This is a genomic window from Sphaerisporangium sp. NPDC051017 (assembly GCF_040683095.1).
Lineage (GTDB): Bacteria > Actinomycetota > Actinomycetes > Streptosporangiales > Streptosporangiaceae > Sphaerisporangium.
Map to the genome: position 1 here is coordinate 1 of NZ_JBFBCI010000079.1, position 12,367 is coordinate 12,367.

Consider the following 12,367-nt stretch of genomic DNA (forward strand, 5'->3'; position numbering starts at 1 on the left):
GACGCTGGAGGGCCAAGAATCCTCCATCTCTTACGCAGCACCACATCAAGAAACTGCGCCTACACCAGCAGCTCCTTTCGGCGTTCGTGACACACACAGGGTTTGACGATAGGTAGGGTCCGATCCTCCGTCCGGAAGGGGCCCTCGGTGGCGAACCTGGTCTACAAACGGATTTCGACCGACCAGCAGTCGACCGCCCGGCAGAGCCTCGTCCTGGACGAGGCCGGGATCGAGGCCCCGGTCGTCTTCGAGGAGGACCCGGGCACCTCCAGCCGTCTCCACCCCCTCCAGCGGCCGAAGTTCCGTGCGCTCCTCGACTACGCGGCCCGGGGACATCGTCCACATCTCCGAGATGTTCCGCCTCGTGCGCAGCACCGGGCACATCCTCGACGTGCCCGACGTCCTCCACCGTGACCGCCTCGCCTTGCGCATCCACGACGGCGCGTTCTCCGCCATGGACCTCACCGCCCGCCACCCGCGCACCGGCGAGCTGCTGTCCACCGTGAAGTTCATGGTGCAGACCCTCGCCGCCGCCGAGCTCCAGCGCGAGCTGACCTACGACGGACTGCGCGCCGCCGAGGCCAAGGGCAGCAAGGGCGGACGCCGCCCCGCCGTGACGGCCGACAAGACCGGTCGAGCTCACTGAAGGCGGATCGCATTTGATTCATCTTCAATATTAATATTCTTTGAGGCTGCCGCGTGTCGGCGCAATATCCTTCTGGCTAGTGGCAACCGAAACCTCGAACATGTTCAAAACTCCGGTTGGTGTGGCTGCGTCCGAGCCTTCCCGCGGCCCCTCACTCCACGAGCGGAACGACGCGAGGCTGCATAGGACTCACCGATGCCACGGGCGCCGGACACGTCTGCTATGAGGAGTGGGCCGGCGGATGCCTCGTCAGTGGCCGATCTTGTCCAGCGCGGCAAGGTCCTCGTCGGAGAGCGAGAGTCCCGCGCCGGCGATGTTCTCGCGCAGGTGCGCCGTAGACGAGGTGCCGGGGATGAGCAGGATGTTCGGCGACCGCTGCAGTAGCCAGGCCAGGGCGATGGACATCGGCGTCGCGTCCAACCGGGCGGCTACGCTCGAGAGCGCCGAGGACTGCAGTGGGCTGAAGCCGCCGAGCGGGAAGTAGGGTACGTAGGCGATGCCCTGTTCGGCGAGCATGTCGATCAGCTCGTCGTCGTGGCGGTGGGCGAGGTTGTACATGTTCTGCACGCACACGATCGGCGCGATCGCCTGTGCCTCGGCGACCTGTTCCGCCGTCGCGGTGCTCACTCCTAGGTGCCGGATCAGGCCCTGCTGCTGGAGTTCGACGAGGGTCTCGAACGGCTCAGCGAGCGAGCCGGGTTGGGGTCCCTCGGCGTTGCCGAGCCGGAGGTTGACCAGGTCGAGCACCTCGAGGCCGAGGTTCTCAAGGTTCTCGTGGACGGCCCGGCGCAGGTTTTCCGGCTCTCGGGCCGGAGGCCAGCCGCCCTGCTGATCGCGGGTCGCGCCGACCTTGGTCACGATGTGCAGCGATTCGGGGTATGGGTGCAGCGCTTCACGGATCAGATGGTTGGTGATGTGCGGCCCGTAGGCGTCGCTGGTGTCGATGTGGGTGATGCCGAGGCCGACGACCTCGCTGAGGACGGCGAGTGCGCCGTCGTGGTCCGCAGGCGGCCCCATGACCCAGGCGCCGGCGAGCTGCATGGCGCCGTAGCCGAAGCGGGTGACGGTCAGGTCGCCCAGCGTCCAGGTGCCGCCGGGAAGGGAAGTGGGGAGCATGCTCATACCTCTGGTTTTCCTGTTGAGCTAGGCGGTGCTGGTGCCTAACGGATACCTGCATCACTATGGTGAGGTAACTTCCTGACGGGAAGTAGGCACTTCCGAGTGCGTAACGCACCCATGGTTGAAGGAGCGGTTGGTGGCAACGATGACGGCGGCTCAGAAGAGGGCACAGACCAAGGCGGAATATGACGCTTTCCTGGCGGTATGTCCTAGCCACAAGCTGCTCGACCGCATCTCCGACAAGTGGGTCACGTTGGTCCTGGCCGCGCTGGGCAGCGATGGCTCGCATCAGTTCGGCGCCGACTGCGCCGGTGAGCCCCGGTCGATGCGCTACTCGGAGTTGTCCCGCCTGCTGGCCGGCGTCAGTCAGAAGATGCTCACTCAGACGCTGCGCTCCTTGGAGCGTGACGGTCTGATCACCCGCACTGCGACGCCGACCGTGCCTGTCACGGTCTCCTACGAGCTGACCGACCTCGGTCTCTCACTGCACCAGATGATGCGCGGCCTCAAGACTTGGGCCGAGATGCACATGGACGATGTGCTCGCCAACCGTGCGACGTACGACACCCGCGCCACCTGAACCGGGGAGCGAAGGCGTCACATCAGCCTCTTTCCGATCCTTCACCCGACCAGGCCATCGGCAATTGTGCACCCAGAGGGGCGAAACCAACCGCTACAGGCGAAAGTGCGCAATTTAAAAGAAGCCCGCGCGGGCCACATCAGGTGGACGGGGCGAGGTCAGGCGGTGCGGTCGTGGTCGTTGGCGGGTCTTTCCGTGGGCGGGGCCGGTTCGGCGGGTTCGATCTCGGTGGCGAGGCGGGCCTCGGAGGAGGCGACGGAGCCGGTGGCGGCCTCCAGGGTGTCGCCGACGCCGATCATGAGTGAGGTGAGCTGGGCTTCGAAGACGCGGTCGGCGTCGCACGGCTCGATCAGGTAGTCGCCCAGTTCGAGGGTGACCAGGCCGTGGATGGCCGTCCAGAGCTGGTGGGCGACCAGCTCGGCGTCGCCGGTGCGGAACCGGCCGGCCTCGATGCAGCGCGTCGCGCACTCGACGACCGTGCTCAGCGTGAAGCGGCCGTACTGGCGGTCCTCCGCGGACAGCGAGAAGCCGCCGAGGGACGCGCCGCCGAACATGACCGCGTACAGGTGAGGGTTGGTGAGGGCGTTGTGACGGTAGGCCCGGCCGAACAGCGCCATGTCCGCCACCGGGTCTTCGGTGGGGGTGACGTGCGAGAAGTAGTTCTCCATGCGGGCGAAGCCTTCGTACACCATCTCGCGGACCAGGCCGCTCATGCCGCCGAAGTTGGTGTACACCGCCATCGTCGAACTGCCGGCCTCGGACGCGATGCGCCGGGCGGACAGGGCCTCGGGCCCCTCGTCGGCGAGCAGCCGCGCGGCGATGTCGACCAGGGCCGCGCGGGTCTTGGGTTTCGATCGTCGTGGGCGCACCTTGACAGTATGGCATAACGGCGTTATTTTTTTTCATAACAGCGTTATGACGGTGTTATGCCTACAGGTTCAGGCCAAGCGAGGAGGTGCCCGATCATGACCGTGACGGAGCACGCTGTACCGACCGTCCCCGCCGCGGCGCCCGCCCGGCTCCCGCACGACGAGCCGCTGCGCATCGACGGCGTCATCCCCGCCGAGCTGGACGGCGCCTTCGTGCAGGCCTCCCCGCACCCGGTCGGCGGCGACGCCATACTGTCGGGGGTCCGGTTCTCCGGCGGCACCGCCCGGCGGCTGCGCACCTCCAGCGAGGACATGCCTCCCCTGCCGCCCGCGCCCGCCATGCTGATCTCCACGGCCGAGAAAGGGTGGAAGGGGACGGGACGATCGAGCGTCGCCCCGCCCGTCGAGGACCGCGTCTCGGGCGAATGGCACACGGTGGCCACCTACCCCGGCTACGACCACGCCGTCCACCTCGTCCTCGGCCCCGAGGGCGAGGTCCGCGCCGCGCGCCCGCTCGCGCTGGAGGGGGCGCCGCTGATGAGCGCGGTGGCGCTGACCGAGCGGTACGTCGTGGTGTTCGACCTGCCGGTCGTCCACGACCGCGCCACCGCCCTGGTGGGCTCCCGGTTCCCCTACCGGTGGCGGCCGGACCGCCCGGCGCGTCTCGGCCTGCTGCCCCGGCGGCCGGGCGGGGCACCGCTGTGGTTCGCGATCGACGCCTGCCACGTCTCACGGGTGGTGAACGCCTACGACGACGGCGGCCGCGTGGTCGTCGAGGGCGTGCGCCACGACCGGGCGTACGCCGGCGGCACGGACGGCATGAACGGCGCGAGCGCGGACGAGGCGCACGTGGCGGTGCACCGCTGGACGCTCGACCCGGCCACCGGGCGGGCGTCCGAGCGGCCCCTGGTCGACGGGCTCTCGGCGGCCACGGTGGACGCGCGCAGGGCCGGCCGGCGGCACCATTTGCTGTTCGGCGTCACCGCGGGGGGCCGGGCCCTCGCCGCGCACGACCTCGCGGCCGACAGCGCCCAGGTGAGGGAGCCGGCGCCGGGCTGGACGGCCGACCGGCCCGTCTTCGTGGCCCGGGGGCTCGGCGAGGGCAACGGCTGGATCATGGCCGTCACCCGGAACGCCGCCCTCGGACGCGCCGCGCTGCTGGTGCTGGACGCGCTGAACCTCAGCGGCGCCCCCCAGGCGGTGATCCACCTGCCGTCCATGCCGCCCGGCGCGCAGGTGAGCTGGGCCGCCGCGCCGCGCTCCGCGCACACCGCGATCCTGCGGGATGTGAGCACGCCGATCGGCTGAATCGGGGTCATACTTGCTCAGTGCTGCTGTCGACCTCCAGGCTGATCCTGCGACATTTCCGCCCCGATGACGCCGAGATCCTCTCCGCCTACCGCTCCGATCCGGACGTGGCCCGCTACCAGTCCTGGGACGCGCCCGTGCCGCTCGATCGGGCCCGGTCGCTGATCGCCATCTACGCCGCGGGCGACCCCCGGGTGCCCGGCTGGTTCCAGTACGCGGTCGAACGCGACGGCGTGCTGATCGGCGACGTCGGCGTCAAGCTGCACGACACCCGGATGCAGGCGGACATCGGCTACACCCTCGCCGCCGCCCACCAGGGACAGGGCTACGCCACCGAGGCCGTGCGGCGCGTCATCGAGGATCTGTTCGAGCACGGCGTGCGCCGCGTGTCGGCCGAATGCGACGCCCGCAACCTGCGCTCGGCGCGGCTGCTGGAGCGGCTCGGCTTCCGGCGCGAAGGGTTGCGCCGCGCGAAAATGTGGTTCAAGGGCGAGTGGACCGACGACCTGGTCTACGGCCTCCTCCGCGAGGAATGGCGTCCCACCCCGCAGGCCGCCGAACCGGGCTGACCCGGGCCGCCATGGTGGCAGAGTCAACCCCACGCCGGCGCTGACCGGGCGCGGTCAGGCGCCCCCGTCCGGCTCCATGAAGACCATCGGCACGTTGTTGTGGCGCACCAGCAGGCCGAGCAGCTCCGCGAGGGCGGTGCGCTGGGCGGGGGTCATGCCCTGCATGAGCGCGTCGACCCGCCGGCAGGCGGCGGTGTAGAACGCCTCGGCCAGCTCGCCGCCCTGCTTGGTGAGCACCACGCGGATCGCGCGGCCGTCCCGAGGGTCCGGCTCCCGGCGCACCAGGCCGCGCATGGTGGTGCGGTCGACGAGTTCGGTGAGGCTGGACTTGGCCAGGCGCAGCGTCGTGCTCAGCTCCCCCATGCCGTACGGCTGCGCCATCAGCACGCACAGCAACTGCCCCTGCTGCGGGGTCAGCTTGTACTCGCGGGCCGCCTCGGCGTACACGGAGCTCACCAGGAAGGAGGAGCGCACCAGCGCGGTGACGGCCCCCATCTGCCCACCCATCGCCTCGGCCATGCGCCAGACCTCCCGCCGGACGGATCTCGGTGGAACGGAGCGTACATCGGCCGCGAGGCCGTCCGATCCCGCGATGACGTAGGGGCGTCACCCGAACAGGTGATCCACTACAAGTGATCCAAATCGGGAATTCTGTTAGGTTCTCCCCGTGGACTCACGCGTGCTGGGACGAGCCCGCGTGGCCGTCGCACTGACCTTCGCCATCCACGGAGCGGTCAGCGGTGCCTTCGCCACCCGAATCCCCTGGATCCAGGAGCACGTCCACGCCGGTCCGGGCCAGCTCGGGCTCGCCCTGCTGGCCCCGGCGGTCGGGTCCCTCATCGCGATGCCGATGGCCGGCCGGATGAGCCACCGGTTCGGCAACCGCCCTACCACTCGCTGGCTGCTCGCGCTGTGGTGCCTGGTCCTGGCGTTCCCGGCGCTCGCCCCCAACCTGGCCGCGCTGTGGGTGACGCTGCTGCTGTTCGGGGCGGTGGCGGGCATGTGCGACGTCGGGATGAACGCGCAGGGCATCGTGGCCGAGCAGCGGCTGGGACGCTCGATCATGTCGGGGCTGCACGGCATGTGGAGCGTCGGCGGCCTGGTGGGCGGAGGGCTCGGGGCGCTGGCCGCGCACTTCGAGGTCGACGCGCGGCTCCACCTGGCCGCCATGGCCGCCTTGCTGCTAGTCGTGGGCGTCGTGGTCGGCCGCGACCTGCTGGACATCCGCCCGGAGGAGGACGAGGAGGCGCCCGCGCACTTCGTCCTGCCGCCCCGGCGGATCCTCGTCTTCGGCCTCATCGGCTTCTGCGCCATCTTCGGCGAGTCGGCCAGCGCGGACTGGTGCGCCGTCTACCTCAAGCAGGTGACGGGTGCCTCCCCTGGCCTGGCGGCGGCGAGCTACACGGCGTTCGCGTTCACCATGGCGGCCGGGCGGCTGTGCGGCGACATGGTGGTCCGCCGCCTGGGCCCCGTTCTCACCGTGCGGATCAGCGGGCTGCTGGCGACGGTGGGAGGCGTGCTCGTGGTGGTCGCCCGCACGCCGCTGCCGGCCATCACCGGTTTCATGATGCTCGGGGTGGGCGTGGCGGTGGTCGTGCCGCTGGCGTTCACCGCGGCGGGGAACGCCGCGCGGACGCCGAGCGAGGGCGTGGCCGGGGTGGCGACGATCAGCTACACCTCAGGGTTCGTCGCGCCGAGCGCGATCGGCGGCATCGCCGCCCAGACCAGCCTGCCGGTGTCGTTCGGCGTGGTGACGACGCTCATGGTGGCGGTGCTGCTGCTGGCCGGCGCGCTCGCCCGGCGCCCGGCGCCCCTGACGCCCGCCTCCGATGCCGCCACCCGTCCTTAGGGCGTCTCATCTCCGTTATCGGTCGTCGCGACTGCTAGATTTCCTCACGTGCCAGGGCCGCGGACGGCCCGGCGGAGGGAGGCGGCGGTGACGTCGGAGGGAGGACCCCGGGCCCGCTACCGCGAGCAGACCCGCGGCGAGATCAAGCAGATCGCCCTGCGGCAGCTCGCCGAGGGGGGCGTGGACGCCGTCGCGTTCACGCGCATCGCCAAGGAGCTCGGCCTCTCCGGCCCCGCCCTGTACCGCTACTTCGCCGGCAGGGACGACCTGCTGAGCGCGCTGATCCGCGACGCCTACGACGACGCGGCCACGACGCTCGCGCGGACCGCGGAGGACTCGGCGCATCTTTCCCCGCGCGAGCGGCTGCACGCGCTGGCGCGCGCCTACCGCGCCTGGGCCGTCGCCGAGCCGCGCCGCTACATGATGATCATGGGCTCGCCGCTGCCGGGGTACGCGGCGCCGCCGGACACGCTGCTGCGGGCGCGCGACGCACTCGGGCCGTTCGTGGACGTCTTCCGGGACGCGCGGCCATCGGAGGCGGTGCTGCCGGTCGTCCGGCAGATGGAGACCTGGGCGGGCGGCGACCCGGGGGTCGCGGGGTGGGTGGAGCGGTACACCGCCGGAGCGGGCGCGGGCGTCCCGGCGGGGGCGGCGCTGGCCGGCGCGGTGCTGGCGTGGACGCGCGTGCACGGGGTGGTGAGCCTGGAGGTCGTCGGGCAGTTCGCCACCATGGGCCACGACCCGGGCACGCTGCTGGAGTCCGAGACCACCACCCTCGCCGACACCTTCGGCCTGACCTGACCGCGCCGGAGCCGGACGGCTGGCCTCGGCCGGCGCCTGACCCGCCCGGCGTAGACGGCTCTCGGCCGCCGCCCGCCCGCCCGCCGTCAGGTGCGGCGGAGCAGGGCGTGGGCGATGGCGGTCTGGACGGGGTGCAGGGCGGTCTCGCCGTCCTCGACGTCCCACAGGGAGTTCTGCAGGACGCGGGCCAGGGACCAGGCGGCGGCGCGGGGGCGGTCGAGGGCGAGGAGCTCGGTCATCCGGTCGAAGCGGCGCAGAACGGCGCGGGCGGCGTCGCCGGTGGCCACGACGTCGTCCCACCTGTTGTCCAGGGCGGGCAGCAGGTCGAACCCCGGGTTCCCGGCCAGGGGCTTGGGGTTGATGGCCAGCCACGGCTCGCGCCCGTCGAGGGGCGCGAGGACGTTGTCGTAGTGCAGGTCCCAGTGCAGCAGCCGGTCGCCGGGCTCGCCGAGCACCTCGCGGGTGGCGTCCGCGCAGGCGCGCAGCAGCGCCCGGTCTCCGGGGTCGTCCAGCTTCGGCAGGGCGGCGGGGACCTCGGCCAGCATGCCGGCGGCGATGCCGGCGAGGGTGCGCAGGCCGTCCGGCGCGGGGGTGGCGACGAGCCGGGCCAGCAGCTCGGCGAGGATCGCCAGCGCCTCCATGTCGTCGGCGACGGCGGAGAGGTGCCGGGTGTGGTCGAGGCGCTCCAGGAGCATCGTCCCGGTGCCCGGGTCGTCGTCGAGCAGCCGTACCGCGCCCCGTCCCGCCCACAGGCGCAGCGCGACCGGCTCGCCCGCGTTCGGCCCGCGTTCTCCTCGTTCGCGGGCTGGAGCTTCAGGGCGGCCGGTGTGCCGTCCTCGCGCAGGACGGGCAGGACGAGCGCGGCCATCCCGTGCATCGGGGGGCCGTCGGGGCGCAGGCTCCAGCGGTCCAGGAAGCGGGTGGCGAGCTCTGGCAGGCCGGCGATCCAGGCGCGGCCGGTCTCACCGGAGTGCCGGTGGAACGCCGCGGCGAGTTCCTCCGGGACGGTGATCACGGGTGGCCTCCCTCGGTGACGGGCGTCGCCTCACCCTCGCACACACGCGCCCGTGAGCGTCACGGGTGGTTCCTTCTGGGGTGTGGGCCCGGGGCTCAGGAGCCGAGGGCCGGTTTCCGTGGGTCAGGAGCCGAGGAGCGACGGGCGGCGCATGGCGAGGATCGTGCCGCGCACGATGCCCTCCTTGAAGAGGGCCGCCACGCGGCCGGTGAGCACCGCCTCGCGGGGCCGGTCGTCGCCGTGCACGAACTGGACGAGCCCGTCGTGGCGGCCGAGGCTGATGCACTGGCTGAGGTAGCGGAAGCGCAGCCGCCGGGGCTCGCGGCCGGCGAGCCGGTCGACGATCGCCCGGGCGGCGCGGTGCCCGGCGGGGATCCCGGTCGCGCACGCCATGCGCAGCTCCTGACCGCCGGGCATGCGCGCCGCCGCCGCGTCCCCGACCGCGTACACCTCCGGGTGCGACTCCGAGCGCAGGGTGCCGTCGACGATCACGCGGCCGTGGCGGTCCACGGCGAACCCGGCCTCGCGGGCCAGGGCGGGGACGCGGAACCCGGTCGTCCAGACGACGGTGTCGGCGGCGACGTGCTCACCGTCCGCCAGCACCAGGCCGTCCTCGCGGACCTCGCTCACCCGCGCGTTCTCGCGGACGTCGACGCCGAGCCGCGTGAACACCCGCGACAGGTACCGCCGGCCGCGCTCGGACAGGCTCTCTCCGAGGGCGCCTCCCGTCACCAGCCGCACCTTCACCCCGGGGTGCGCCTCGGCGAGCTCGGCGGCGGCCTCGATTCCGGTCAGCCCGCCGCCGACCACGGCGGCGACCCGGGCTTCGGCCACGCGGCCCCTGAGGCGTTCCGCCTGGTCGGGGCCGCTGACGGCGTGGGCGTGCTCGGCGGCGCCGGGCACCGTGTCCAGGTCGGTGCGGCTGCCGAGGGCGTAGACCAGCACGTCGTACCGGATGCCGGGGGCCCCGCCGTCGAGTCGCACGGCGCGGTCTCCGGCGTCGATGCCGGTCACGCGGCCGACGACGAGGTCCACGGCGGTGCCGGCGAGCAGGTCCCTCAGGGGCAGGTCGCGCAGGTTCCCGCCCGCGGCGAGCTGGTGCAGCCGAACGCGTTCGGTGAACCGGTCCCGCGCGTTCACCAGGGTGACCCTGGCGCCGTGCCCGGCGACGAGCTTCGCGGCGACCAGCCCGGAGTAGCCCGCGCCCAGGACCACGATGTGAGGTGACATTTCCTCTCTCCCTTCGTCGCCCTTTGAACCGGCGAGAGGGAGGATCCGTGACAACGAGGCGTTGTGAGCCGCGTCACACCAGCCGCGCCGCCAGGAGGGCGAGCTTGTCGGGATTGGTGATCGTGCGAAGCGCGGTCACCCGGGCGCCGTCGAACTCCGGCACGGTGAGGGCGATCAGCGTCCCGTGCTGCCGGACGATCATCGCCGGGCCGCCGTTGACCATGCCGATCACCAGCTCGACGCCGTCCCTCAGGAAGCGCGCGGCCAGGCCGCCGAAGAAGCGTGCCACGCGCGTGTGGCCGGTGACCGGGCGGGAAGCCGCGGGGGCCCTGCCGCCGCCGTCGGCCCAGGAGACGACGTCCTCGGCGAGCAGCCGCTCCAGACCGGCGATGTCGCCCTCGGAGGCGGCGGCCACGAAGCGTTCGAGGATCTTCGTGGCCTCCTCGGGCGACGCGGTGAAGCGCCTGCGCGGGTCGCCGACGTGCTCGCGGGCCCTGCGGTAGTGCTGGCGGGCGTGGGCCTCCTCTACGTCGAGGATCTCGGCGATCTCGCGGTGGCCGTACCCGAACGCCTCGCGCAGGACGAAGGCGGCTCGCTCCGGCGGGGTGAGCCGTTCCAGCAGCAGGAGCATGCCCAACGCGAGGGACTCGCGTTGTTCCACGGTCTCCAGCGGGCCGAGGGCGCCGCCGTCGGTGAGTACCGGCTCGGGCAGCCACGTGCCGACGTAGCGCTCGCGCCGGGCGCGGGCGGAGGTGAGCCGGTTCAGGCACAGGTTGGTGACGACCTTGGTCAGCCACGCCTCCGGCACGTCGACCTCGACGCTGTCGCGCCAGCGCAGGTAGGCGTCCTGCACGACGTCCTCGGCCTCGGTCGCCTCGCCGAGCATGCGGTAGGCCAGCCCTAGCAACCGGGGACGGCTGGCCGCGAACTGGTCGAGCTTGGTCATGGCGGCCAGTCTCTCAGTGCGGGTGGACGGTCTCGCGCTCCCCCGACCCCCAGGCTTGGACGTTCTGATGTCAGCCGGTGATGACGCGCGCGAGGGTGAGGCCGGCGTAGGCGGCGCCGAGGCCGGCGAGCAGGCTCGCGGCGACGTTGAGCGCGGCGTAGAGGCGGGAGCCGTCCCAGGCCAGGCGCAGGGTCTCGTAGCCGAACGTCGAGTAGGTCGTCAGCGCGCCGCAGAAGCCGGTCAGGGCCAGCGCGGTCACGGCCTGGCCGGTGGGGAGGCCCGCCAGCAGGCCCGCGAGGAACGACCCGGCCACGTTGACGGTCAGCGTGCCCCAGGGGAGCACCGAGTCATGACGCGCCTGGACGAACCGGTCGACCAGGTAGCGCAGCGGCGCCCCGACGGCCGCCCCCAGCGCGACGAGCAGGACGGTCACCGCGCCTCCCCGGCGTCGTCCCCCGGGTAGCGGATCGCCAGGACGGGGTCGAGAACGACCAGGCCCTCGCCGACGATCTCGTCGAGCTCCGGGAGGAAGGCGCGGATCTTCTCCTCGTCGTCCACGATGACGATCACCACCGGCAGGTCCTCCGAGAGCGACAGGATGCGGGTGGTGTGGATGCGGCTGTGCGCCCCGTACCCCTCGATGCCGCGGGTCACGGTGGCGCCGGCCAGCCCCGCCGTGTGGGCGCGGTGGACGATCTCGTGGTAGAGGGGACGGTGGCGCCACTGGTCGCTTTCGCCGACGATGACGGTCAGGCGCAGCGCGGGCGTCTCGCGCCTCATGGCCGCCTCCCCCGCGTCCTGAGCAGGCGGGCGGTGAGCGCCGAACCCGCCCACACCCCGGCCAGCGCGCCGGTCACCGTGGCTCCCAGGTAGGCCAGCGCCGTCCCGGGCGCGCCGGCGGCGACCGCCTGGTGGACGTCCACGACCGAGGTCGAGAAGGTGGTGTAGCCGCCGAGCACGCCGACGCCGAGAAAGGGCCTCAGCAGGCGGCGCCCGGCCCACACCTCCCCGGCCAGCACCATGAGCACGCCGATCAGCAGGCATCCCGACACGTTGGTCAGGAAGGTCGCCCACGGGAAGGCGCCGCGGGCGTGCGGGAGCGCGAGCGACAGGCCGTACCGGGCGAGCGCGCCGAGCACGCCTCCGGCGGAGACGGCGAGCGGCACCGGCAGCGCGAAGGGCCGGGGTCTCGGGGGGCGGACCGCCGGCGCGCCGGCCTCGGTGCCCGTGATGATCCGGGGCTCGATCATGAGTCCTCCTACCAGCATGGTGATGACACATCTGGTAGGGACCGTTGGCGGCTGAACCGCGGTTCGCCTCCGTGGAGGGCGGCGAGCCCCACCGCCGCGGCCCCGGCCGGGGCCTCGACCTCATCATATCGGCCCGCGCCCTCAGTCCCGGGCCGCTTACCCCGCCGTACGTCAAGAAAAGCTGG

Annotated in this window: 16 protein-coding genes; 7 read left to right on the forward strand and 9 right to left on the reverse strand. The window is 72.3% G+C overall.

Translation table 11 applies throughout. The features are described from left to right. Window positions 1–304: 304 nt before the first annotated feature. Window positions 305–646 (forward strand): recombinase family protein, encoded by a 342-nt coding sequence (locus tag AB0M95_RS36720; RefSeq protein ID WP_363775041.1) that lies wholly within the window; start codon window positions 305–307, stop codon window positions 644–646. Between the two features lie 249 nt (window positions 647–895). Here the strand turns inward: AB0M95_RS36720 and AB0M95_RS36725 are convergent, their stop codons facing one another. Further along, entirely contained in the window at window positions 896–1,768 is an 873-nt protein-coding gene (locus AB0M95_RS36725; RefSeq protein WP_363775044.1) for an aldo/keto reductase family oxidoreductase, read from the reverse strand. A 133-nt stretch (window positions 1,769–1,901) separates the two neighbouring features. Here AB0M95_RS36725 and AB0M95_RS36730 point away from each other — a divergent pair, with 133 nt between their 5' ends. Further along, entirely contained in the window at window positions 1,902–2,345 is a 444-nt protein-coding gene (locus AB0M95_RS36730; RefSeq protein WP_363775047.1) for a helix-turn-helix domain-containing protein, read from the forward strand. Window positions 2,346–2,503: 158 nt separating this feature from the next. On the opposite strand, the gene AB0M95_RS36735 is transcribed toward AB0M95_RS36730, so the two are convergent. Beyond that, window positions 2,504–3,214, reverse strand: a complete 711-nt coding sequence (locus tag AB0M95_RS36735; protein WP_363775050.1) for a TetR/AcrR family transcriptional regulator — start codon at window positions 3,212–3,214, stop codon at window positions 2,504–2,506. Between the two features lie 96 nt (window positions 3,215–3,310). Between AB0M95_RS36735 and AB0M95_RS36740 the strand changes: the two genes are divergently transcribed. Then, complete coding sequence (locus tag AB0M95_RS36740; RefSeq protein ID WP_363775052.1) at window positions 3,311–4,522, forward strand: carotenoid oxygenase family protein; 1,212 nt, start codon at window positions 3,311–3,313, stop codon at window positions 4,520–4,522. Between the two features lie 20 nt (window positions 4,523–4,542). After that, window positions 4,543–5,091 (forward strand): GNAT family protein, encoded by a 549-nt coding sequence (locus AB0M95_RS36745; RefSeq protein ID WP_363775055.1) that lies wholly within the window; start codon window positions 4,543–4,545, stop codon window positions 5,089–5,091. A 54-nt stretch (window positions 5,092–5,145) separates the two neighbouring features. Here the strand turns inward: AB0M95_RS36745 and AB0M95_RS36750 are convergent, their stop codons facing one another. Next, complete coding sequence (locus tag AB0M95_RS36750; protein WP_363775058.1) at window positions 5,146–5,610, reverse strand: MarR family transcriptional regulator; 465 nt, start codon at window positions 5,608–5,610, stop codon at window positions 5,146–5,148. 148 nt (window positions 5,611–5,758) lie between these two features. On the opposite strand from AB0M95_RS36750, the gene AB0M95_RS36755 reads away from it, so the two are divergent. Continuing rightward, window positions 5,759–6,940 (forward strand): MFS transporter, encoded by a 1,182-nt coding sequence (locus AB0M95_RS36755; protein WP_363775061.1) that lies wholly within the window; start codon window positions 5,759–5,761, stop codon window positions 6,938–6,940. 87 nt (window positions 6,941–7,027) lie between these two features. Beyond that, the gene (locus tag AB0M95_RS36760) at window positions 7,028–7,741 is read left to right on the forward strand and encodes a TetR/AcrR family transcriptional regulator (RefSeq protein ID WP_363775064.1); all 714 of its coding nucleotides are present in this window, start codon (window positions 7,028–7,030) and stop codon (window positions 7,739–7,741) included. An 86-nt stretch (window positions 7,742–7,827) separates the two neighbouring features. Here the strand turns inward: AB0M95_RS36760 and AB0M95_RS36765 are convergent, their stop codons facing one another. Beyond that, entirely contained in the window at window positions 7,828–8,499 is a 672-nt protein-coding gene (locus tag AB0M95_RS36765) for an aminoglycoside phosphotransferase family protein (RefSeq protein ID WP_363775136.1), read from the reverse strand. On the opposite strand from AB0M95_RS36765, the gene AB0M95_RS36770 reads away from it, so the two are divergent. Further along, window positions 8,413–8,775: a hypothetical protein gene (locus tag AB0M95_RS36770; RefSeq protein ID WP_363775067.1), complete on the forward strand. Its 363-nt coding sequence runs from the start codon at window positions 8,413–8,415 to the stop codon at window positions 8,773–8,775. The two genes, AB0M95_RS36765 and AB0M95_RS36770, sit on opposite strands and share 87 nt — an antisense overlap. Before the next feature lie 104 nt (window positions 8,776–8,879). Here the strand turns inward: AB0M95_RS36770 and AB0M95_RS36775 are convergent, their stop codons facing one another. The 5 genes from AB0M95_RS36775 to AB0M95_RS36795 form a co-directional block, all read right to left on the reverse strand. After that, the gene (locus AB0M95_RS36775; protein ID WP_363775070.1) at window positions 8,880–9,986 is read right to left on the reverse strand and encodes an FAD-dependent oxidoreductase; all 1,107 of its coding nucleotides are present in this window, start codon (window positions 9,984–9,986) and stop codon (window positions 8,880–8,882) included. Window positions 9,987–10,059: 73 nt separating this feature from the next. Continuing rightward, complete coding sequence (locus AB0M95_RS36780; protein WP_363775073.1) at window positions 10,060–10,932, reverse strand: RNA polymerase sigma-70 factor; 873 nt, start codon at window positions 10,930–10,932, stop codon at window positions 10,060–10,062. Between the two features lie 70 nt (window positions 10,933–11,002). Continuing rightward, window positions 11,003–11,365, reverse strand: a complete 363-nt coding sequence (locus AB0M95_RS36785) for a CrcB family protein (RefSeq protein ID WP_363775076.1) — start codon at window positions 11,363–11,365, stop codon at window positions 11,003–11,005. Then, window positions 11,362–11,712, reverse strand: a complete 351-nt coding sequence (locus AB0M95_RS36790; protein ID WP_363775079.1) for a DUF190 domain-containing protein — start codon at window positions 11,710–11,712, stop codon at window positions 11,362–11,364. Before AB0M95_RS36790 ends, AB0M95_RS36785 begins: the two co-directional genes overlap by 4 nt. After that, the gene (locus AB0M95_RS36795) at window positions 11,709–12,182 is read right to left on the reverse strand and encodes a CrcB family protein (protein WP_363775082.1); all 474 of its coding nucleotides are present in this window, start codon (window positions 12,180–12,182) and stop codon (window positions 11,709–11,711) included. Before AB0M95_RS36795 ends, AB0M95_RS36790 begins: the two co-directional genes overlap by 4 nt. Between the last annotated feature and the right edge of the window lie 185 nt (window positions 12,183–12,367).